The sequence below is a fragment of the Lysobacter sp. CA199 genome (genome assembly GCF_052078715.1).
Lineage (GTDB): Bacteria > Pseudomonadota > Gammaproteobacteria > Xanthomonadales > Xanthomonadaceae > Lysobacter.
The window spans coordinates 12,080-31,732 of the sequence record NZ_JBQJIL010000009.1 but is presented as its reverse complement, the minus strand read 5'-3'; the positions used below and the strand labels follow the sequence as shown (position 1 = coordinate 31,732).

The following is a 19,653-nucleotide window of genomic DNA, read 5'->3' as shown; positions in this document are numbered from 1 at the left end:
GGCATCGGCGAAGAAGCTATCCGCTCATCGCAGCAAGGTTTGCGGATCCACACGGTGGCCGTCGAACAACATTTCGACATGCAGATGCGGCCCGGTCACCTTGCCGCTGCGGCCGGCGCGGCCGATCTGGGTACCGACCGACACGTGTTGCCCGACGGTCACGTCGAACCCGTCCAGGTGCGCGTACAACGACTGCCAACCGCCACCGTGATCGAGCACGACCACCTTGCCGTATTGCGCGCCGCCGGGATAACGCTCGGTCGCCGCGACGACGGTGGCGTCGGCCGGCGCATAGACCGGGGTGCCGCGCTTGGCGGCGAAATCCAGACCGCGATGCGGACGCACGTAGGGACCGCCGAGCGCGCCGTAAGCGCTGATGATGCGCGGCTGGGCGACCGGGAATCGCCAGTCGATCGTACGCGCGGGCGTCGCCGCGTCGACCGAGTCCAGCGATATCTCGTCGCCGGCCGCTTTGGCTTGCACGATCGCCGAAACCGCCGGCGATGCATCGGGAACCGAGCGCTGGGTCGCGCCGAGTTGCACCGCCGCGAATGCGCTGCCGGCCAACAGCGCCAACGCGCTCAACGCAAGCCGCAGCGGCGCCGGCATGCGCCGGCGGGTGTCGCCTTGCAGCATGTGGCCGATCCGCAGCTTGTGATTGCCCGGATCGCGACGAGTGAACGCCGCCACCTGCGCCGGCATCGGCGCGGCGGCCGACAACCGCACCGTTTCCAAATAAGCGCGGGCATAGCCGTGGCGCGCACCGATGCCCGCGCCCATCGCCGCGGCGTCGCAACGCAACTCGGCCGCCAACTGCACACGATCGGCGATCCAACCCAGAAACGGATTGAACCAGAACACCGTCGCCACCAGGCGCATCGACGCGGCGCGTTGCGGATCGTGCTGAGCCAGATGCGCCGCCTCGTGGCGCAGCACCATCTTGAGCTGACGATCGCTCAGCCGCGCGAGCAGCGCCGACGGCAGCACGATCGCGCGCCGCGGCCACGCCACCGCGAACGGGCTGATCGGCAAAGCGCTCACCCGCAACGAAACTCCACGGCCGCGCAGGCGCCGATACACGGCCGCGCTGAGCGGGCCCGGCAGCGAACCGGGATCGCACGCAACCGAGGCGCGCACGATCCGGCCCACCGCCAACGCACCGCGCGCCCAGCGCAGCGAAGCGATCGCCGCGCCGCTCAGATACAACGCCGCCAGCGCCGGCCCCAGCCAGATCCACAGGTTGGCGGCGGGTGTCCGCATCGCCTGCGACGCGCCCGTTGCCATTCCCGCCAATTCATCGATCGCCGGCAGCGGCAGCGCGACCGGCAGCGGCCAGGCCGCTTGCGCCGGCGCCGCGCATTGCCATGCGATCGCCAACACCGCGGGCACGGCAGCCAGCGCCCACACGCCCAGCCAGTAACCGCGCGCGGCGTGCGACAGGCGCAGCCCGCGGTGCAGGCCCACGCCCACGGCCCAGGCCAACAGGCCGGCCAGCAGGCAGGCGGCCGCGTGCAGCGCCCAGGCGCTCGGCGTGGGCAGCGTCATGCGAGCTTGTCCGGGTTGGAATCGTGCGGCTCCGCGCCGCGCAACAGCGCCTCCAGTTCTCCGATCTCGTCCTCGCTGAGCAGACGGCTGTCGGCGAAGGCCTGGGTCGGCAGCGGACCGTCGATCTCCAGCACTCGGCGAGCGAAATCGGCGCTCAGCGCGGCCAGGGTCGAGACCTTGCCGACCGCGGCGCGGTAGACGTGGAGCCCGTGCAAGTTGGTTTCCTCGACCAGGCCCTTGTCGAGCATGCGTTCGAGCGTCTTGCGGGTGGACGAGTACGACCACTCCAGCGACGGCGCCACGTGGTTATGCAGTTCGCGCGCGCTGCAGGCTTCGTGGCGCCACAGGCATTTGAGCAGTTCGAGCTCTGCGTTCGAGGGGCGGATCATGGGCGGGGCGCGGTCCTGTTTCCGATGTCGCAAACATACGACAAATGTCGCACACGCCGCAATACCCTCACCGACGACGGACGGGCCGGTCCCTGCCGGCCGGGAATTCGTCTGTCGCGGCAGGCAGGCTCCGCCGCGGACTCCCTTCGTGCATCGGCCGCTCCGATCGCCGACTGCGGCCCACCTCGTCCCTCTTGTCGGCGCCGCCGCGCACTGCCGCAACACTCATGGATCCGACCGCACGACGGCGCGCGTCACCACGACTCGAAGCACGCACCGGCGAGCGGCGATGGCGAACGCCCCGCACTGATCGTCTCGCCCCTGATGCATCGCCCTCACCGTGGCGGCCCCGTCAGCCACAGCGCCCGAAGATTGTTCGCAACGTGGTGAGATTCCGCCGCGACCGCCATTCCCGCGCTGTCAAGGCTTGCCCCAGCCCGCCGGGCTGATACCCTGCAATGCGGCTCGCACGCCGCCAGCCGTCCCCGGCTTGAGTATCCATCGGCACGGCCGCAGAACCGGTACGCATGTCCGCTCCATTCGTTCATCTCCACTTGCACAGCGAGTACTCGCTGGCCGACTCGACGATCCGCATCGGCGATCTGGTCAAGCGCTGTGTCGCGCTCGGCCAACCCGCCGTCGCGTTGACCGATGTCGACAATATTTTCGCCGCGGTCAAGTTCTACAAAGCCTGCGAAGGCGCCGGCATCAAGCCGATCCTCGGCGCCGACGTGCATCTGGCCGACGGCAACGAAACCGCTTCGCGCCTGACCCTGCTGTGCCGCGATCGCGGCGGTTACCTGAGTCTGTCGCGCCTGCTCAGCCGCGCCTGGATGGAAGGCCACCGCACCGAAGGCGTGGTGTTGCGTCCGGAATGGCTGCGCGAGGACAACCAAGGCCTGTTCGCGCTCGCCGGCCGCCACAGCCTGGCCGGCCGCCTGGCCGCGAGCAATCGCGATGAACTCGCCCACGCCTGGCTGGTCGACTGGCAGGGCGTGTTCGGCGACCGTCTGCATCTGGAACTGACCCGCTCCCAGCGCGACGGCGAGGACGCCTTCAACGCCTTCGCCCTGCAGGCCTCCAGCAAGCGCGGCCTGCCGGTGATCGCCAGCAACGACGCGCGCTTCATCGACGCCGAAGGCTATGAGGCGCACGAGGCGCGCGTGTGCATCGCCTCGGGCCGCGTGCTCGACGACCCCAAGCGTCCGCGCGACTACAGCGCCGAGCAGTTCCTCAAGTCCAGCGAGGAAATGCACGCGCTGTTCGCCGACGTGCCCGACGCGATCGACAACGCGCTGGCGCTGGCCAAGCGCTGCAACGTCGAACTCAAGCTCGGCGAATACGCGCTGCCGGCGTTTCCCACGCCGAGCGATCACACCATCGAGTCGTGGCTGCGCGCGCAATCGCGCGAAGGCCTGATCAAGCGCCTGGAAAAAAATCCGATCGCGCCGGGCAAGACCCGCGAGATCTACGACGCGCGTCTGGAAACCGAGCTGGACGTCATCATCAAGATGGGGTTCCCCGGTTACTTCCTGATCGTCGCGGACTTCATCAACTGGGCCAAGGACCACGACATTCCCGTGGGCCCGGGCCGCGGTTCGGGCGCCGGTTCGCTGGTCGCCTGGGCGCTGGGCATCACCGATCTGGACCCGCTGCCCTACGACCTGCTGTTCGAGCGATTCCTCAATCCCGAACGCGTGTCGATGCCCGACTTCGACATCGACTTCTGCATGGACCGCCGCGACGAAGTCATCGACTACGTCGCGCGCAAGTACGGCCGCGACCGCGTTTCGCAGATCATCACCTACGGCACCATGGCCGCCAAGGCGGTGGTGCGCGACGCCGGACGCGTGCTCGGCCACCCGTACGGCTTCGTCGACGGCATCGCCAAGCTGATTCCGCTCACGCTCGGTATCAGCCTGGACGACGCGCTGGGCGAATCCGAAGCGGCGGCGAAGAATCCGGAGCTGGCCTCGGCCGATCTGATCGCGCGCTACCGCAGCGAAGACGACGTGCGCGACCTGCTGGATCTGGCGCGCGAACTCGAAGACCTGACCCGCAACGCCGGCAAGCACGCCGGCGGCGTGGTGATCGCGCCGAGCCCGCTGTCGGACTTCTGCCCGCTGTTCGCCGAACACGACGGCGAAGGCCGCGGCAAGAGCCCGGTCACCCAATTCGACAAGGACGACGTGGAAGCCGTCGGCCTGGTCAAGTTCGACTTCCTCGGCCTGCGCACGCTGACGATCATCGATTGGGCGGTCAAGGCGATCAACAAGCGCCGGGCGAAGGAAGGCAAAGACGAACAAGAGCGCAGCCCGCTCGACATCACCGCGCTGGAGCTCGACGACAAACCCACCTACGAGCTGTTCGCGCGCGGCGATACCGTCGCGGTGTTCCAGTTCGAATCGCGCGGCATGCGCGAGTTGCTCAAGCGCGCCAAGCCCGACACCTTCGAAGACATCATCGCGCTGGCCGCGTTGTTCCGTCCCGGCCCGCTGGGCTCGGGGATGGACAAGGACTGGGTCGACCGTAAGCACGGCAACGCGGAAGTCACTTATCCGCACGACAGCCTGGAACCGGTGCTGTCGCCGACCTACGGCGTCATCGTCTACCAGGAACAGGTGATGCAGATCGCCCAGGTCCTGGCCGGCTATACGCTCGGCGGCGCGGACATGCTGCGCCGCGCGATGGGCAAGAAGAAACCGGAGGAAATGGCGAAGGAGCGCGCCAAGTTCGAAGCCGGCTGCGCCGAGCGCAATATTCCGGCCAGGCAGGCCAGCCCGATCTTCGACTTGATGGAGAAGTTCGCCGAGTACGGCTTCAACAAGTCGCACTCGGCCGCGTACGCGCTGGTCGCGTACCAGACCGGTTGGCTCAAGCGCCACTACGGCGCCGAGTTCATGGCCGCGACCTGTTCGTCGGACATGGACAACACCGACAAGGTGGTCAACTTCCTCGACGAAGCGCGGGTCATGGGCATCACCGTGCTGCCGCCGCACGTCAATGAATCCGAATACATGTTCGAGGCGATCGACGCCAACACCATCCGCTACGGCATCGGCGCGGTGAAGGGCGTCGGCCGCGGCGTGTGCGAGTCGATCGTCGAGGCGCGCCGCGCCGGCCCGTTCGCCGATCTGCTGGATTTCTGCAAGCGCGTGGACACCGGCAAGCTCAACCGCCGTGCGCTGGAAGCGCTGACCCACGCCGGTGCGCTCGACGGTCTGGGCCGCAACCGCGCCAGCTTGATGCTGCAATTGCCCGAAGTGCTCAAGGTCACCGACCAGTTGGCCAAGGAACGCGCGGCCGGCCAGGTCTCGTTGTTCGGCGGCTTCGAAACCGCCGCGCCGGCCTTGCATCTGGATCTGCCCGAAGCCAACGAATGGCCGTTGAGCCAGATCCTGCACGGCGAACGCGAAACCCTGGGCCACTACCTCAGCGGGCATCCCTTCGATCCGTATCGCGACGAATTGCGCAGCCTGGTCGGCACCGATCTGGGCGAGCTGGAAAGCATCTGGGAAAAACGCCCGGAAAGCGCGCGCAGCGGCTGGCGCCCGGAACTGGAAGTGATCGTCGCCGGACAAGTGGTCGGATTCCGCAAGAAGGGCGACAGCCAGATGTTCGTGCAGATCGAGGACGGCCGCGGCCGCCTGGAGTGCGCGTTCTTCTCCGAAACCTACAGCGAGTTCGCCTCGATGCTGGCGCGCGATCGCCTGTTGGTGATCCAGGGCGGCTTGCGCGAAGACGCGTTCAGCGGCGGCTTCGCCCTGCGCGCGGCGCGTTGCTGGGATTACGCGCAAGTCTGCGCCAAACACGCGCAACGCCTGGCGCTGCGCCTGGACCTGCGCGTGCCGGGCACCTGGCAACGCGTGGACGCGCTGCTGGCCAAGCAACGCCCGGGCCCGACCCCGATCCGCCTGGATCTGCTGCGCGAAGGCGCGGCCGGCATGCTCGACCTCAACGGTCCGCAGTCGGTGCGGGTGGATGCGGACTTGGTCGGTATGCTTCGATCTCAGCCGGGCGTGAAAGCGGTCAAGCTGAGCCTGTCCAAGCCCTGGGCTAACTAAGCAAAAGCGCCCTCATCCCGACCTTCTCCCGCAAGCGGGAGAAGGAGCTGATCGGCCTGAATTCAGCAAACGCAGCGCTCGCACGTCGCTCGCTGCCCACGCGCTCTTCGCTCCCTCTCCCTCTCCCGCTTGCGGAAGAGGGCTGGGGTGAGGGCCCGCTGGATCCGGCATCGCCGACATCGTCCCGCGCCAAAATCCCCAAGCACTCTGATTTCTCCCATACGCGGGAGAAACCATTTGACCCAGCTCTCCTCCAGACTCCGCCATCCCCCTCGGTACGGTCCGCCCCACTGGGCTAGACTGTCGGTTGACCAAGGCTCACGGCCCCCGAATGAATCCGAATTACCTCGACTTCGAGCAGCCCATCGCCGACCTGGAAGCCAAAATCCAGGAACTGCGCCACGCCAGCAGCGGCCCGGCGGTCGACATCGACGCCGAAATCCACGCCCTGCAGGATAAGCTGCGCCTGCGCACCGCGCAGATCTTCCGCGACCTGTCGTCCTGGCAGATCTCGCAATTGGCCCGCCACCCGGCCCGGCCGTACACGCTCGACTACATCCGGGTGACGTGCGACGAGTTCCAGGAACTGGCCGGCGACCGCGCCTTCGCCAACGACACCGCCATCGTCGGCGGCCTGGCGCGCATCGCCGGGCGCAGCGTGGTGATCGTCGGCCACCAGAAGGGCCGCGACACCAAGAGCAAGATCAAGCGCAACTTCGGCATGCCGCGTCCGGAGGGCTACCGCAAGGCGTTGCGCCTGATGAAGCTGGCCGAACGTTTCCGCCTGCCGCTGCTGACCTTCATCGACACCGCCGGCGCCTGGCCCGGCATCGACGCCGAAGAACGCGGCCAGTCCGAAGCCATCGCGCGCAACCTGCTGGAAATGGCCGAACTCAAGATCCCGGTGATCTGCACCGTGATCGGCGAAGGCGGTTCCGGCGGCGCGCTCGCCATCGGCGTGGGCGACCGCACCTTGATGCTCGAATACAGCACCTACTCGGTGATCACCCCGGAAGGCTGCGCCTCGATCCTGTGGAAGACCGCCGAGAAAGCCAAGGACGCGGCCGAACAACTCGGCCTGACCGCCAAGCGCCTGTTCGAGTTGGGCCTGATCGACAAGATCGTGCGCGAGCCGATCGGCGGCGCGCATCGCAATCCCAAACAGATGGCCACGCGTCTGAAGGCCGTGCTGCTCAACGAACTCGATGCGCTGGAAGGCGTGCCGAGCGATGAGTTGTTGCAGCGGCGGTATGAGCGGTTGCGTGGATATGGGGCGTACGAGGCGGCTTGAGCGCACCTAATCGGACATCGCAGACATGGACGTCCTGCTCAAATACATCGCAGGGGTGCTGGTCGTTCTCGCGACCCTGCTGCTGGCGCTGATCTACGGCTTGTACTGGTACGGGCTGCGCGGAATTCCCGAACAGCTGCCGCAAGCGCAGCGCGCTTACTCCGAGCCGCTGCGGCAGTTGTACTGGACGCTCGAGGTCGGCGGCACAGGCCCTATCGAAGTACGCCCGAGCAATCCGGTCGGTTTCGTCATCGATACCCTCACCGAGCCCAACGGCAACACGCGCGCGCTCGCGGGCCGTCTGCTGCGCGACCGCGTCGCAAGCCACCTGCAGATGCGATTGCTGCCGCAACGACGCCGGATATCGCTCTGGCATTTGACCAACGCCGCGCTCAGCATCCGGCTGAGCCGCGAACGCAGCGGCGAGCAGCTCATCGATTACGCGCTCGAACAGGCGTCCTTCGGCATCGACGAAAACGGCGCGCCGGTACGCGGCATCGATGCGGCGGCCAAGCGCTACTTCGCGCAGCCGGTGGAGGCATTGCAAACGCGCGAGCTGATCGCGCTGTTGGTTGCGATGCGCGGCAAGTCGCACGATCCGGCTTGCGAGCCGGGCAGATTCGCGCGGCGCTATGCGTTGCTTGTGGACAGCGCCGGCTTGGCGCTAGACGCGCTGCGGCCTCCGGCGAACATGCGTATCGGGGTTTGCCGACCCAGATCGTGAAGCGGCAACGCGACCGGGGAGCAAAGCGTCGGGCCTGAATGCCCTCCCACAAAAGACTTCAGACTGTCGGTTGCTGCTTCGTTCGATCGCTGTTCTGAGAAACCCTTCGGGCACGAAGACTCTGCGAAAGAGCCTTAAAGCACGAAGTCTTTTGTGGGAGGGCCTTCAGGCCCAACGCTTTTCCCGCAATCGCGATATCAACCCCAAGCCCGCTGATACTGCTCCGGCACATGCATCGCCGCGCCCAACTCGCGCGCGGCGCGATGCGGGAAGTACGGGTCGCGCAACAACTCGCGCGCAAGCAGCACCACGTCGGCCTCGCCGGCCTCGACGATCTTCTCGGCCTGCGCGGCCTGGGTTATCAGGCCCACCGCGCCGGTGGCGATACCGGCTTCGCGGCGAATGCGCGCGGAGAACGGCACCTGATAATTCGGCTCGGCCGGAATCCGCGCATGCGGCACCAGGCCGCCGCTGGACACGTCGATCAAATCCACGCCCAGCGCCTTGACGACCCGCGCCAGCTCCACGCTCTGTTCGATATCCCAACCGCCATCGGCCCAATCGGTCGCCGAAATGCGCAGCCACAACGGCAACCGCTCCGGCCACACCTCGCGCACCGCGGCCAGCACTTCGCGCAGCAAGCGCGTGCGGTTTTCGAAACTGCCGCCGTAACGATCCTTACGCCGGTTCGACAACGGCGAGAGGAACTGATGCAACAAATAGCCGTGCGCGGCATGGATCTCGACGAGTTGGAAACACGCATCCAGCGCGCGCTGCGCCGCGGCGGCGAAATCGTCGACCACGGTGCGGATCTCGATCGGCTGCAGTTCGCGCGGCTCGGCGAAATCTTCGCGGAACGCCAGCGGCGACGGCGCCACCGGCAACCAGCCGCCCTCCTGCGGCAGCACCGCGTTGCCGCCCAACCACGGCGGTTCGACGCTGGCCTTGCGCCCGGCGTGGCCGAGCTGCACGCCGACCACGGCTTCGCGCGCACGCAGGAAACAGGTGATCCGATGCCAGGCCTCGGCCTGCGAGGCGTTCCACAGACCGGTATCGGCAGCGGAAATGCGGCCCTCCGGCGACACCGCGCTGGCCTCGGTCATGACCAGGCCCGCGCCGCCGACCGCGCGGCTGCCCAGATGCACCAGATGCCAGTTGTTCGGCAGCCCGTCGACCGCCGAGTACTGGCACATCGGCGACACCACCAGGCGGTTGCGCAGGGTCAGGGATCGTTGCGAAAGCGGGGCGAAAAGCCGGGACACGGTGGAATCTCTGCGAGGGGCGATTGCGGATCAAGGTAGTGCCGGCCCGCGCCCGATGCAGCATCACGCATGGGTTGCTGCGTCCCGCCGCCGTGGCAACATGCGCGCATGTCCGTATCAGACAGCGATGCGATCACCCGGGCCCTGGCGCAAGCGCCGGATGCGCCGCTGTGGGTGGGCTACAGCGGCGGCCTGGACTCGACCGTGCTGCTGCACGCTTTGGCGGCCTCGCCGCGACGCCGCGAACGCGGGCTGCGGGCCTGGCATATCCATCACGGACTGCACCCGCAGGCCGACGATTGGGCGCGGCATTGCCGGGAATTCTGCGACGCTCATGGTCTGGAACTGAGCGTTTCGCCGGTATCGGTTGCGCGCGACGGCGGCGACGGCCCCGAGGCCGCGGCGCGGCGCGCGCGCCATGCCGCGTTCGAGGCCGGCCTGGGCGAGAACGAAGTGCTGGCGCTGGCGCATCACCGCGACGATCAGGCCGAAACCCTGCTGCTGCGGCTGTTGCGCGGCTCCGGTCCCGATGGATTGGCGGCGATGCGGCGCTGGCGCGACTGCGGCCGCGGACAGTTATGGCGGCCGTTGCTGGATCTGCCGCGCGCCGCGCTGGAGGCCTACGCGCATCGGCATGGCTTGCGCTGGATCGACGATCCCAGCAATCAAGAGCAGCGCTACGACCGCAATTTCCTGCGCCATCGGGTGTTGCCGCTGCTGCGCGAACGCTGGCCGCAGGCCGATGCCGCCTTCGCCGTGTCGGCCGAACTGAGCGGCCAGGCCAGCGGCTTGCTCGACGCCGACGATGCGCTCGCGCTCGCTCAGACCCGCAGCCTGGATCCGCAGGCCTTGTCGCGCTCGGCCCTGCTCGCGCTGCCGCAGGCGCGACGCGCGCGCGTGCTGCGTCGCTGGATCGCCGCGCTCGATCTGCCGCCATTGCCGGCGCAGGGCGTGCTGCGGATCGAATCGGAACTGCTGTCGGCTCGCGCCGACGCCGAAGCGCAATTCGTCTGGCACGGCGCGGTGATCCGCGCCTGGCGCGATCTGCTGCATGCACAACCGTTGCGTCCGGCCCTGCCCAAGGACTGGAACCACGACTGGGACGGCCGCGAACCGCTGTCGTTGCCCGACGGCGGCCAATGGCGGTTGGACGGCGCCGACGCTTTCGACATGCCCTGCGTGGCGCACGCGCGGCGCGGAGGCGAACGCATCGCCCTGCCCGGCCGCACGCACCGTCACGCGCTCAAGCACGCGCTGCAGGAACTGGGCGTGCCGCCGTGGGAGCGCCTGCGCTTGCCGCTGCTCTCGTCGTCGGACGGCGAACTGCTGGCGGCGGGCGATCTGCTGTATTCGGCGCGGATGGACGCCTGGCTGCGCGAACGCGGGGCGCGATTGGAATGGGTGTCGTAGCGATCGGTGCTTGCGCCATGTGCGCGTGAACGAGGTCGCGGCTCGCGCCGCTCCTACAAGGCGAGACCGAAACCGCGCAATCCGACTGTAGGAGCGGCGCGAGCCGCGACCGCGCCACCGCAGCGCCCCGCGCAACCGACGGCACAAGCCCCGCGACGCTCTGTCGCATTCGTGCCCGCGTCCACGCATTGACCCCGCCCGCCCCCCGGCTCACACTTCTCCCATGGCCCGTAAATCCACCACAGAAGCCGCCACCACAGAAGCCTCGCCGGTCGCCGATTTCGAGCAATCGCTGGACGCGCTCGAACAGTTGGTCGAGAAAATGGAACACGGCGAGATGAGCCTGGAAGATTCCCTCGCTGCCTACGAACGCGGCGTCGGGCTGTACCGCCGCTGCCAGACCGCGCTGGAGCAGGCCGAGTTGCGCGTGCGCCTGCTCACCGACCCGCAGGAACCGGGCAGCGCCGAACCGTTCGGCAATGCCGGTCCGCCCGGCAGCGAAGTCGATGCCTGACCCGTCCGCCGGTCGCGCCGCGACAGCCGGTGTCACGACAGCCTGCGCGAGCGTGCGCTGACCCATGGCCCGCCCCGCTCCGTCCGGCTCACCGAGGCCCGATCCGCTCATGCTCGACCGTATTCTCAGCGAGTGGCGCGAACGCGCCGACGCCGCTCTCGCGCACGCGCTGCCGGCCACCGACGCCGAACCGCGCCGGCTGCATCAGGCCATGGGCCATGCGGTGCTGCTCGGCGGCAAGCGCATGCGCCCGCTGCTGGTCTACGCCAGCGGCGCGTTGTTCGAAGTCGCACCGGTGGTGCTCGACGCGCCGGCCGCGGCGGTCGAATTCATCCACGCCTACTCGCTGGTGCACGACGATCTGCCGGCGATGGACGACGACGCACTGCGTCGCGGCCAACCCACCGTGCACGTGGCCTTCGACGAAGCCACCGCGATCCTGGCCGGCGACGCGCTGCAATCGCTGGCCTTCGGCGTGCTCGCCGACACCCAGGTCGCCGATCCGATCCGGGTCGATCTGCTGCGCACCCTGGCCCAGGCCGCGGGCGTGGCCGGCATGTGCGGCGGCCAGGCGCTCGACATCGACGCCACCGGCGCCGGCGTGCGGCTCGATGTGGCCGCGCTGGAACGCCTGCATTCGCTCAAGACCGGCGCGCTGATCCGCGCGTCGGTGCGGATGGGCGCCTTGTGCGGCGGCGCCGATCTGTCCGCGCTGGAATCGCTGGACCGTTACGCGCAGGCGCTGGGCCTGGCGTTCCAGGTGCGCGACGACATCCTGGATATCGAAGGCGACAGCCAGACCCTCGGCAAGACCGCCGGCAAGGACATCGCCCAGGACAAATCGACCTTCCCCGCGCTGATCGGCCTGGACGATTCGCGCGCGCGGCTGAGCGAACTCGCGCAGGCGATGACGCAGGCGCTGGAGCCGTTCGGCGAACGCGCCGCCGCGCTGCGCGCGCTGGGACGGCTGGCGATCGAACGCGATCGTTGAGTCGGAAGCGAAGCGACGCACGTATTCGCGTCGAATGCTGTGCAGGTCCGACGTCTGGCGTGAGCAACGCGTTACCGCGTTGCCGAAATACGAGGCGGATCCGCGCTCCGCAATTGTCGCGCGCTATTCCAAAACAAAAAAAACGGGCCGAAGCCCGCTTTTTTCTTGTCATGGCGCGCGTCTTACTTGACCAGACGCAGCGTCCACGGATAACGGTATTCCTCACCCTTGTTCGCGGCGAGCGCAGCCATGATGGTCAGCACCAGCCAGCCGATGCCGACCACGGCCATCAGCAGGAAACCGATCAGCACGATGCTGAGCACCACGCTGACGATGATCGCCAACAGCACGGTGATGTTGAAGTTCAGCGCTTCTTTGCCCTGGTCGGCGACGAAGGGCATGGTGTCCTTCTTGATCAGCCACACTACGAGCGGCCCCAGCACCGAGCCCAAGGGAATGAGCAAACCGACCAACGTGCTCAGATGAGCCAGCATGCCCCAAGTCTTCTCGTCCTGACTGATATCGTTCATTACGCTTCCCCTACGTGTTGGATGGTGTCGGTGCAAGTAGCCGCGCCCGTGGCCCGGCTCCCTTGCGGGCATCATAAACCTTTATTCATCACAGAATAACAATGCCGACGCGCAAGTTTTACCGCCCCCGGTCCACGTAGGGAGGGCACGATTCCGGCCACGCGATGCGCTCGGATATGTCGGAAACGCTTCGGTCCCGGTCGCCCGCGAGGGTCATGACAATGCGCTACCGCATCGTCGGTATCGAGCACCGGGCAGCGGCGTTCAGGTCAGACGCAGGCCCTGCATCGGCGCGACCGCCCGGCTGCCGGGAAACACCTTCGACTCCACCGCCGCATCGGCCAGCCCGACGTGTTCGATCAGCACGCGTTTGAACAAGGCGCGCAGATCGCTGGTGGCGCGCACATCGCGGCCTTCGTTGAGCTGCGCCGGCGCCAGCCCCGGCCAATCGCCGCCGATGCGGCCGCCGCCCACCGCGCCGCCGCACAACAGAGCGACGGCGCCGGTGCCATGATCGGTGCCGCCGGTGCCGTTGATCGCCGCGGTGCGGCCGAACTCGGTGACCACCACGACCACCGTGCGCGACCATGCCGCACCGAATCCGTCGCGCGCATTGGCCAGGCCCTCGTCGAGCTGGGCCAATTTGCGCTGCAGCAGCGGCGCCTGGTTGCGGTGAGTGTCCCAGCCGCTGTCCTCGACGAAGCCGATGCGCGGACCGTCGGCCACGGCCATGCGCTGCGCGGCCACGCGCATCGCTTCTGGCAGCGCGAACGCGCCCTTGCCTTCGCGCCGCATCGCCGCGGTCTGGGTCGAGCGCTCGAACAGTTCGTTGAGCCGCGGATCGGCCGCGTACAGCGGCTGCAATTGCTGCAGCAACAACGGGTCGACCTTCTTCGACAGCGGCGGCGACCAGTTGCTGGCGCGATCGCTGCCGCGCAGCGCCAACGGCATCACCGCCGCCACCGCGAGCGCGGAATCGCCGGGCAGCGCGCGCACGCAGCGGCCGAGCCAGCCGTCGCGCGCGCCGTTCGGCGTGGCGGTGCCGTTCTCCAGGCAATCTTGCGCATCGAAATGCGAACGCTGACGGTACGGCGGCGCGATCGCGACGATCGGCAACAACTGCTTGGCGCGATACATCGCCGCCGCCTGCTGCATCGCCGGGTGCAGGCCGAACTGGCTGTCGATGCGGATCGGATCGGCGATCGCACCGTCGCCGCGCAACGCCGCATAGGCCGGATCGCCGAACGCGGGCAACAGATGCAGGCCGTCGAGTCCGCCGCGCAGCAGCACCAGCAGGAACCGGGTGTCGTGTCCGGTGGCCGCGCGAGTCACGCCGGGGAACAAGGTCAACAGCGCGCTCGCGCCGAACGCCGCCAACAGGCCACGTCGTTGAGCGTCGATCATTTCATTCCCCTCCATCGGTCACGCTCTCCACTGGAATGCGGGACTGGCGAACAGCAACGAATAGCCGTCGCTGGCCGAGCCGGCGCGGCGCAGGCCGATCGCGAAATCGCCGCTGACCGTTTCGCTGCCGAGCACCGATACCGCGCGCTCGTACGGAGTGGAACCGCTCGCATCGACGCGATCGGCGAACAATTGCGCCGCCTGGATCCGCTTGAACAAACCGTCGGGGCTGCTCCAATCGGCGGTGGTATCGGGAAAACCGGCCGGCGAGCGCGGGGTGAATATGGGTTGGCCGAGATTGGCGAGCAGCGCGACCAGGGCGCGCGCGTCGCTGTCCACCGGCAGTTCGCCCGCGCGCAGCGCCGAGATCACGAAATCGTTCGGCGTCTTGAACTTGCGCGCATCGGGTTTCCACGCCAGCGGGCTTTCGACCAGGCTGGCGTAGAGCGCGCGCAAGTCGCCGTCGCTGCGCAGGTACGCCTTGGCCATGGCCTCGACCAAGGCCGGCGGCGGTTCGTCGGCGACGAAATGGCGCGCCAGCTTGAAACTCAGATGCTTCGCGGTGGCCGGATGCCGGGCCAGGTCGGCCAGTACCGCGCGCCCTTGCTCCAATCCGCCTTCGGCGTAGTCGCGGCCCAGCACATGCCGCGCGCCGGGTTCGTGCGCGTTGACGCGGAACGCGAACGGATCGTCGGATTGGGTTTCGTTCGGCCCCAGCGTGCTCCAGCCGGTGATCGCCCGCGCCAGTTCGGTCACATCGTTCTGGCGATAGCCGCCGTCCACGCCTAGGGTATGCAGTTCCAGGATCTCGCGCGCGAGGTTCTCGTTGAGCCCGCGCTTGCGACGGTTCGTGAGTTCGGCCTTGCGCGCCGCGCGCGAGGCATCGCCGATGGATACCGTGTTGTCGAGATAACGCAGCATCGCCGGATGGGTTTCCACGGCGAACAACATGTCTTCGAAACGTCCGGTCACGTGCGGCCGGATCGCTTCGCGCTCCATCGACGCCGCATACCGGCTCGCGCTGGACTTGTCGATGGACACCGCGAAATGGTTGGACCAGAACTGGGCCAGACGTTCGACGAACGGCGCCGGCGTGCGCGCGGCATGGCGATAACGCGCGCCGAATTCGTTGAGCTGCTGCTTGCGCATCTCGCGGAGTTTGTCGGCGGCGGGATCGGCGACGGCCGGCATGGGCTGAGCCTCGCCGTTGCCGCGACGTGCGTCCATCGCCGGGGCGGCCATGCCGTCCGTGCCGGCCGGCGCGGCGGCGGCCTGCGGCGTGCTCATCGCATCGCTTGCGCGCCTGAGCCGTTGCAGTTCGTACTCGTTGCGCATGATCGCCGCACTGCCGGGCAGACCGTCGAATGCGCTCAGCGATACGGGTTGCCGCAATTGCGCGAGCAGAATCTCACGCCCGTCGCCGCCGCCATCGATCTCGCCGGGGCGCGCGCCGAGTCCGAAACGATTGGCAGCAGTGGCTTTGCTTGCGCTCATCGGGTTCTCCGGGACAATAAGATATCCCCGGAAACGGACGCGCACCTCGCAGGTTGACAACAATCGACGCCCGTTCAGGCGCCGATGTCGCATTTCGAGAAATCGAACGGAGCTTCATCGGCCGAACGCGTTCGCGATCGAACCGCGCGTCGCTCGTCCACGCACGATCAATCTTCCGCGCTTTCGCCCGCCACCGTCATACGGCCGACCAGGATCGAACCGGTGCGCACATGCGAGCGGTAATCCACGTCGGTGCCGACCGCTTCGATGGCCTGGAACATCGTGCGCAGATTGCCGGCGATGGTGATGCCGTCGACGGGGTACTGGATTTCGCCGTCCTCGATCCAGAAACCGGCCGCGCCGCGCGAGTAATCGCCGGTGACCGCGTTGACGCCCTGCCCCATCAGCTCGGTGACCAACAGGCCGCGGCCGATCTGCTGCAGCATCGAGGCGAAGTCGCCGGCGTTGGCCGCGACCTGCAGATTGTGCACGCCGCCGGCGTTGCCGGTGGTCTGCAAGCCGAGCTTGCGCGCGGAGTAACTGCCGAGCAGGTAATGCTGCAGCACACCGCCTTCGATCAGCGCCGATTCGCGCGTGGCCACGCCTTCGGCATCGTAAGAGGTCGAGCGCAGCCCGCGATGCAGAAACGGTTGTTCCTCGATGCGGAACCACGACGGAAACAGTTGCGTGCCGACGCTGTCGACCAGGAAACTCGCGCGCCGGTACAAGGCGCCGCCGCTGATCGCGCCGAGCAGGTGGCCGACCAGCGAACGCGCGCTTTCGGCGGCGAACAGCACCGGGTATTCGCCGGTGGTCAATTGCCGCGGCGCCAGTCGCGCGATCGTGCGCTCGGCCGACTTGCGGCCGACGCTGGCTGCCGATTCGAGTTCGTCGGCGATCAACGCCGAGGTGTACCAGCCGTCGCGCTGCATGCTGTCGCCGCGACCGGCGATCAGCGCGCAGCCCAGACTGTGGTGGCTGCTGCGCTCGCGGCCCACGAAGCCGTGCGAGTTGGCGTACACGCCCAGGCTGCAGCCGGTGCCGACCGAGGCGCCGTCGGAGTTCTCGATGCGCGCGTCGAATTCGCGGCCGGCCGCCTCGCTGGCCAGGGCCAGTTCGATCGCGCGGTCGGCGTCGATGTACCAGGGGTGCCAGGTATCGAAATCGCGCAGATCGGTGGCCATCAGGGTCGCCTCGGCCAGGCCGGCGGCGCTGTCGTCCTCGGTGTAGCGGGCGATCGCGCAGGCCTGTTCGACCGTGGATTCCAGGCTTTCTTCGCGCAGATCGGCGGTGCTGGCGCTGCCCTTGCGCTGGCCGAAATAGACGGTCACGGCGATGCCGCGATCGCGGGTGGATTCGACCGTTTCCACCTCGCCCATGCGCACGTTCACGTTGAGGCCGGTCTCCTCCGAGCACGAGACCTCGGCCTGGGTCGCGCCGCGCGCGCGCGCGGCCGCGAGCAGGCGCTGGGACAGGTCGGACAGCGCGTCCAGACGCGCTTCGGGGTCGGCGAATGTATGGGCCGGAGCGGCCTGGCTGAGGGCTGACGCGTTCAATGGCTTATCCTAGTGGTGTGCGGCGCCGTGGCGCCGCCGTCGTAATGTTCAGTTTGCAGGCTATAGAGGTGTTTTGCGATGCGCGGCAGAGACGAGGAAACCGGCGAATTCCTGAGCCCCAGCCGGAGCCAGAACCGGCGCGAAGCGCTGGAAACGTTGGCCCTGGGCGAAAAACTGGTGTCGCTGACCGAGGCCCAGCTGGCCAAGCTGCCGGTGCCCGAAGCGCTGTTGCCGCACATCCGCGACTGCAAGCGCATCACTGCGCACGTCGCGCACAAGCGCCAGCTGGCGTTCCTGGCCAAGCAGATGCGCCGCGAGGACGAAGCGGCGATGGACGCGCTGCGCGATGCGCTGGACGAAAACGGCGAAACCGCACGGCGCGAGATCGCCGCGATGCATCGGATCGAGCAATGGCGCGAGCGCTTGCTCATCGACGGCGACAGCGCCCTGGCGGATTTCCTCACCGAGTACCCGACCGCCGACCGCCAGCGTCTGCGCCAACTGGCGCGCAATACGCTGGAAGAGCGCAAGCGCAACAAGCCGCCGCATTCGTTCCGCGAGTTGTATCGCGAGTTGCGTACGGTGATGTTGGGGGCGAATGAAGCGGGCGACGACGAGTTCGACGACGAACAAGAATGATTTTCGCCTGCTGCCTTTAGTCCCTCTCCCGCTTGCGGGGTGAACGCACGCCGCTTGCGAGCCATTGGCTCGCGCGTCCGTGAACGCCCGAACGCTATGCGTTCGGGCCGGGGCGGGGTTGGGGTGAGGGCACACAAGGTCGCGCCGTAATTCGTTACTCCGCGCGCCCTCTTCCGGCCCTTTGGGCCACCTTCTCCCGCAAGCGGGAGAAGGGAAAAGCCGAGGCCCCGCATCACGCGCTGGTGCCGCCCACCGTCAACCCATCGATCAACAGCGACGGCTGGCCCACGCCGACCGGAACGCTCTGCCCGTCCTTGCCGCACACGCCCACGCCTTCGTCCAGGGCCAGGTCGTGGCCGATCATGCTGACCTTCTGCATGGTCTCCGGGCCGTTGCCGATCAAGGTCGCGCCCTTGACCGGCGCGGTGATCCTGCCGTCTTCGATCAGATACGCCTCGGTCGCCGAGAACACGTATTTGCCGCTGGTGATGTCGACCTGGCCGCCGCCGAAATTGACCGCGTACAGGCCCTTTTTCACCGAGCGGATCATCTCTTCCGGATCGTGGGTGCCGGCCAGCATGTAGGTGTTGGTCATGCGCGGCATCGGCAAGTGCGCGAAGGATTCGCGGCGGCCGTTGCCGGTCGGCTCCATGCCCATCAGGCGCGCGTTGAGGGTGTCCTGCATGTAACCGACCAGCACGCCGTCTTCGATCAGCGTGGTGCAGTTGGTCGGCGTGCCTTCGTCGTCGACGTTGAGCGAACCGCGGCGGCCTTCCAAGGTTCCGTCGTCGACGATGGTCACGCCCTTGGACGCCACCCGCTGGCCCATGCGGCCGGCATAGACCGACGTGCCCTTGCGATTGAAATCGCCTTCCAGGCCGTGACCGACCGCTTCGTGCAACAGCACGCCGGGCCAACCCGAACCGAGCACCACCGGCATCACGCCGGCCGGCGCGTCGATCGCCTCCAGATTCACCAGCGCCTGACGCAGCGCCTCGCGCGCAAGCCGCTCGGGCTTGTCGCCGCCGAGCAGTTCGGCGTAGCTGTAGCGTCCGCCGCCGCCGGAGTAACCGCTCTCGCGGCGGCCGTTCTGTTCGACGATGACTTGCACGTTCAGGCGCACCAGCGGGCGCACGTCGGCGGCGAGCACGCCGTCGCTGCGCGCGACCAGTACGGTGTCGATGCCGCCGCTGAGGCTGACCATCACCTGCTGGACCCGCGGATCGGCCGCGCGCAGCAGTTTGTCGAGCTTGCGCAGTGCTTCGACCTTGGTTTCGTTGGCGATCGAATCGATCGGATCGTCGCTGGGATACAGCGAACGGCCACCGCCGCGCACCAGCGAACGCGTTTGCTGCGCGTTGCCTTCGCGGGCGATCGCGCGCGCCGATTTGGCCGCGCCGAGCAAGGCGTCGCTGTTGATCTCGTCGGAATAAGCGAAACCGGTTTTCTCGCCGCTGATCGCGCGCACGCCGACGCCCTGCTCGATCGAGTGCGAACCGTCCTTGACGATGCCGTCCTCCACGCTCCAGCTTTCGCGGCGCGAATGCTGGAAGTAGAGATCGCCGAAATCGATGCCCGGCCCCAGCAAGGTGCCGAAGCTGCGCTCCAGGCCGCCGGCGTCGAGCCCGGCGGGCAGAAGAAGGCGGGATTCGGCGATCTGGATCGGTAGGGTCATGTCGGAACCGTGGCGGCGTGGAAGGGTCATCTTAGGCGGCCGGCGCGCGCCTGTCCGGCGGATTCCCGGACCTGCGGCGCGATAACGCGGCTGAACAAGGAAATGGTGGCGGCGGCGCGGCCGATCAATGGGTTGGGCTTGCGCAATCGGGGCGCGAGCCGTGTA

15 protein-coding genes are annotated in these 19,653 nt (G+C 67.8%); 7 read left to right on the top strand and 8 right to left on the bottom strand.

All coding sequences use genetic code 11. The features are described 5' to 3' along the window. Nucleotides 1-24: 24 nt before the first annotated feature. Both ACTOWJ_RS17050 and ACTOWJ_RS17045 read right to left on the bottom strand, forming a co-directional pair. Nucleotides 25-1,545, bottom strand: a complete 1,521-nt coding sequence (locus tag ACTOWJ_RS17050) for a M23/M56 family metallopeptidase (protein ID WP_441335820.1) — start codon at nt 1,543-1,545, stop codon at nt 25-27. Further along, the gene (locus ACTOWJ_RS17045) at nt 1,542-1,934 is read right to left on the bottom strand and encodes a BlaI/MecI/CopY family transcriptional regulator (protein ID WP_441335819.1); all 393 of its coding nucleotides are present in this window, start codon (nt 1,932-1,934) and stop codon (nt 1,542-1,544) included. The genes ACTOWJ_RS17050 and ACTOWJ_RS17045 overlap by 4 nt, the downstream gene beginning before the upstream one ends. A 527-nt stretch (nt 1,935-2,461) precedes the next feature. On the opposite strand from ACTOWJ_RS17045, the gene dnaE reads away from it, so the two are divergent. From dnaE to ACTOWJ_RS17030, 3 genes are all read left to right on the top strand, one after another. Then, complete coding sequence (gene dnaE / locus ACTOWJ_RS17040; protein ID WP_441335818.1) at nt 2,462-5,998, top strand: DNA polymerase III subunit alpha; 3,537 nt, start codon at nt 2,462-2,464, stop codon at nt 5,996-5,998. Between the two features lie 331 nt (nt 5,999-6,329). Then, the gene (locus ACTOWJ_RS17035; protein WP_441335817.1) at nt 6,330-7,289 is read left to right on the top strand and encodes an acetyl-CoA carboxylase carboxyltransferase subunit alpha; all 960 of its coding nucleotides are present in this window, start codon (nt 6,330-6,332) and stop codon (nt 7,287-7,289) included. A gap of 25 nt (nt 7,290-7,314) precedes the next feature. After that, nucleotides 7,315-8,013, top strand: coding sequence for a transglycosylase domain-containing protein (locus ACTOWJ_RS17030; RefSeq protein WP_441335816.1), 699 nt, complete (start codon nt 7,315-7,317; stop codon nt 8,011-8,013). A 197-nt stretch (nt 8,014-8,210) separates the two neighbouring features. Here ACTOWJ_RS17030 and ACTOWJ_RS17025 read toward each other — a convergent pair whose 3' ends face one another. Then, nucleotides 8,211-9,275 carry an NADH:flavin oxidoreductase/NADH oxidase gene (locus ACTOWJ_RS17025; RefSeq protein WP_441335815.1) on the bottom strand — a complete coding sequence of 355 codons (1,065 nt, stop codon included), beginning with the start codon at nt 9,273-9,275 and terminating at the stop codon, nt 8,211-8,213. Between the two features lie 108 nt (nt 9,276-9,383). Here ACTOWJ_RS17025 and tilS point away from each other — a divergent pair, with 108 nt between their 5' ends. The 3 genes from tilS to ispA all read left to right on the top strand — a co-directional run bounded on the left by tilS (nt 9,384) and on the right by ispA (nt 12,190). Continuing rightward, a complete protein-coding gene (gene tilS, locus ACTOWJ_RS17020) occupies nt 9,384-10,685 on the top strand; it encodes a tRNA lysidine(34) synthetase TilS (protein WP_441335814.1) in 1,302 nt (433 codons plus the stop codon). Between the two features lie 223 nt (nt 10,686-10,908). Beyond that, a complete protein-coding gene (locus ACTOWJ_RS17015; protein WP_441335813.1) occupies nt 10,909-11,199 on the top strand; it encodes an exodeoxyribonuclease VII small subunit in 291 nt (96 codons plus the stop codon). 109 nt (nt 11,200-11,308) lie between these two features. Continuing rightward, nucleotides 11,309-12,190 (top strand): (2E,6E)-farnesyl diphosphate synthase, encoded by an 882-nt coding sequence (gene ispA, locus ACTOWJ_RS17010; protein WP_441335812.1) that lies wholly within the window; start codon nt 11,309-11,311, stop codon nt 12,188-12,190. 182 nt (nt 12,191-12,372) lie between these two features. Here the strand turns inward: ispA and ACTOWJ_RS17005 are convergent, their stop codons facing one another. The 4 genes from ACTOWJ_RS17005 to pmbA all read right to left on the bottom strand — a co-directional run bounded on the left by ACTOWJ_RS17005 (nt 12,373) and on the right by pmbA (nt 17,174). After that, nucleotides 12,373-12,720, bottom strand: a complete 348-nt coding sequence (locus tag ACTOWJ_RS17005) for a DUF4870 domain-containing protein (RefSeq protein ID WP_441335811.1) — start codon at nt 12,718-12,720, stop codon at nt 12,373-12,375. A gap of 264 nt (nt 12,721-12,984) precedes the next feature. Beyond that, a complete protein-coding gene (locus tag ACTOWJ_RS17000; RefSeq protein ID WP_441335810.1) occupies nt 12,985-14,124 on the bottom strand; it encodes a DUF1501 domain-containing protein in 1,140 nt (379 codons plus the stop codon). Between the two features lie 18 nt (nt 14,125-14,142). Next, nucleotides 14,143-15,618 (bottom strand): DUF1800 domain-containing protein, encoded by a 1,476-nt coding sequence (locus ACTOWJ_RS16995; RefSeq protein WP_441335809.1) that lies wholly within the window; start codon nt 15,616-15,618, stop codon nt 14,143-14,145. Nucleotides 15,619-15,785: 167 nt separating this feature from the next. Further along, nucleotides 15,786-17,174 (bottom strand): metalloprotease PmbA, encoded by a 1,389-nt coding sequence (pmbA, locus tag ACTOWJ_RS16990; protein ID WP_441335808.1) that lies wholly within the window; start codon nt 17,172-17,174, stop codon nt 15,786-15,788. A 78-nt stretch (nt 17,175-17,252) separates the two neighbouring features. Between pmbA and yjgA the strand changes: the two genes are divergently transcribed. Next, a complete protein-coding gene (gene yjgA, locus ACTOWJ_RS16985; RefSeq protein WP_441335807.1) occupies nt 17,253-17,813 on the top strand; it encodes a ribosome biogenesis factor YjgA in 561 nt (186 codons plus the stop codon). A 232-nt stretch (nt 17,814-18,045) separates the two neighbouring features. Here yjgA and tldD read toward each other — a convergent pair whose 3' ends face one another. Then, on the bottom strand, nt 18,046-19,488 hold the full coding sequence (gene tldD, locus ACTOWJ_RS16980; RefSeq protein WP_441335806.1) for a metalloprotease TldD: 1,443 nt from the start codon (nt 19,486-19,488) through the stop codon (nt 18,046-18,048). Nucleotides 19,489-19,653 lie beyond the last annotated feature (165 nt).

Coding starts and splice junctions, on each gene's coding strand:
- ACTOWJ_RS17050 (WP_441335820.1), bottom strand. CDS start 1,545: ATGACGCTGCCCACGCCGAGCGCCTGGGCGCTGCACGCGGCCGCCTGC.
- ACTOWJ_RS17045 (WP_441335819.1), bottom strand. CDS start 1,934: ATGATCCGCCCCTCGAACGCAGAGCTCGAACTGCTCAAATGCCTGTGG.
- dnaE (WP_441335818.1), top strand. CDS start 2,462: ATGTCCGCTCCATTCGTTCATCTCCACTTGCACAGCGAGTACTCGCTG.
- ACTOWJ_RS17035 (WP_441335817.1), top strand. CDS start 6,330: ATGAATCCGAATTACCTCGACTTCGAGCAGCCCATCGCCGACCTGGAA.
- ACTOWJ_RS17030 (WP_441335816.1), top strand. CDS start 7,315: ATGGACGTCCTGCTCAAATACATCGCAGGGGTGCTGGTCGTTCTCGCG.
- tilS (WP_441335814.1), top strand. CDS start 9,384: ATGTCCGTATCAGACAGCGATGCGATCACCCGGGCCCTGGCGCAAGCG.
- ACTOWJ_RS17015 (WP_441335813.1), top strand. CDS start 10,909: ATGGCCCGTAAATCCACCACAGAAGCCGCCACCACAGAAGCCTCGCCG.
- ispA (WP_441335812.1), top strand. CDS start 11,309: ATGCTCGACCGTATTCTCAGCGAGTGGCGCGAACGCGCCGACGCCGCT.
- ACTOWJ_RS17005 (WP_441335811.1), bottom strand. CDS start 12,720: ATGAACGATATCAGTCAGGACGAGAAGACTTGGGGCATGCTGGCTCAT.
- ACTOWJ_RS17000 (WP_441335810.1), bottom strand. CDS start 14,124: ATGATCGACGCTCAACGACGTGGCCTGTTGGCGGCGTTCGGCGCGAGC.
- ACTOWJ_RS16995 (WP_441335809.1), bottom strand. CDS start 15,618: ATGAGCGCAAGCAAAGCCACTGCTGCCAATCGTTTCGGACTCGGCGCG.
- yjgA (WP_441335807.1), top strand. CDS start 17,253: ATGCGCGGCAGAGACGAGGAAACCGGCGAATTCCTGAGCCCCAGCCGG.
- tldD (WP_441335806.1), bottom strand. CDS start 19,488: ATGACCCTACCGATCCAGATCGCCGAATCCCGCCTTCTTCTGCCCGCC.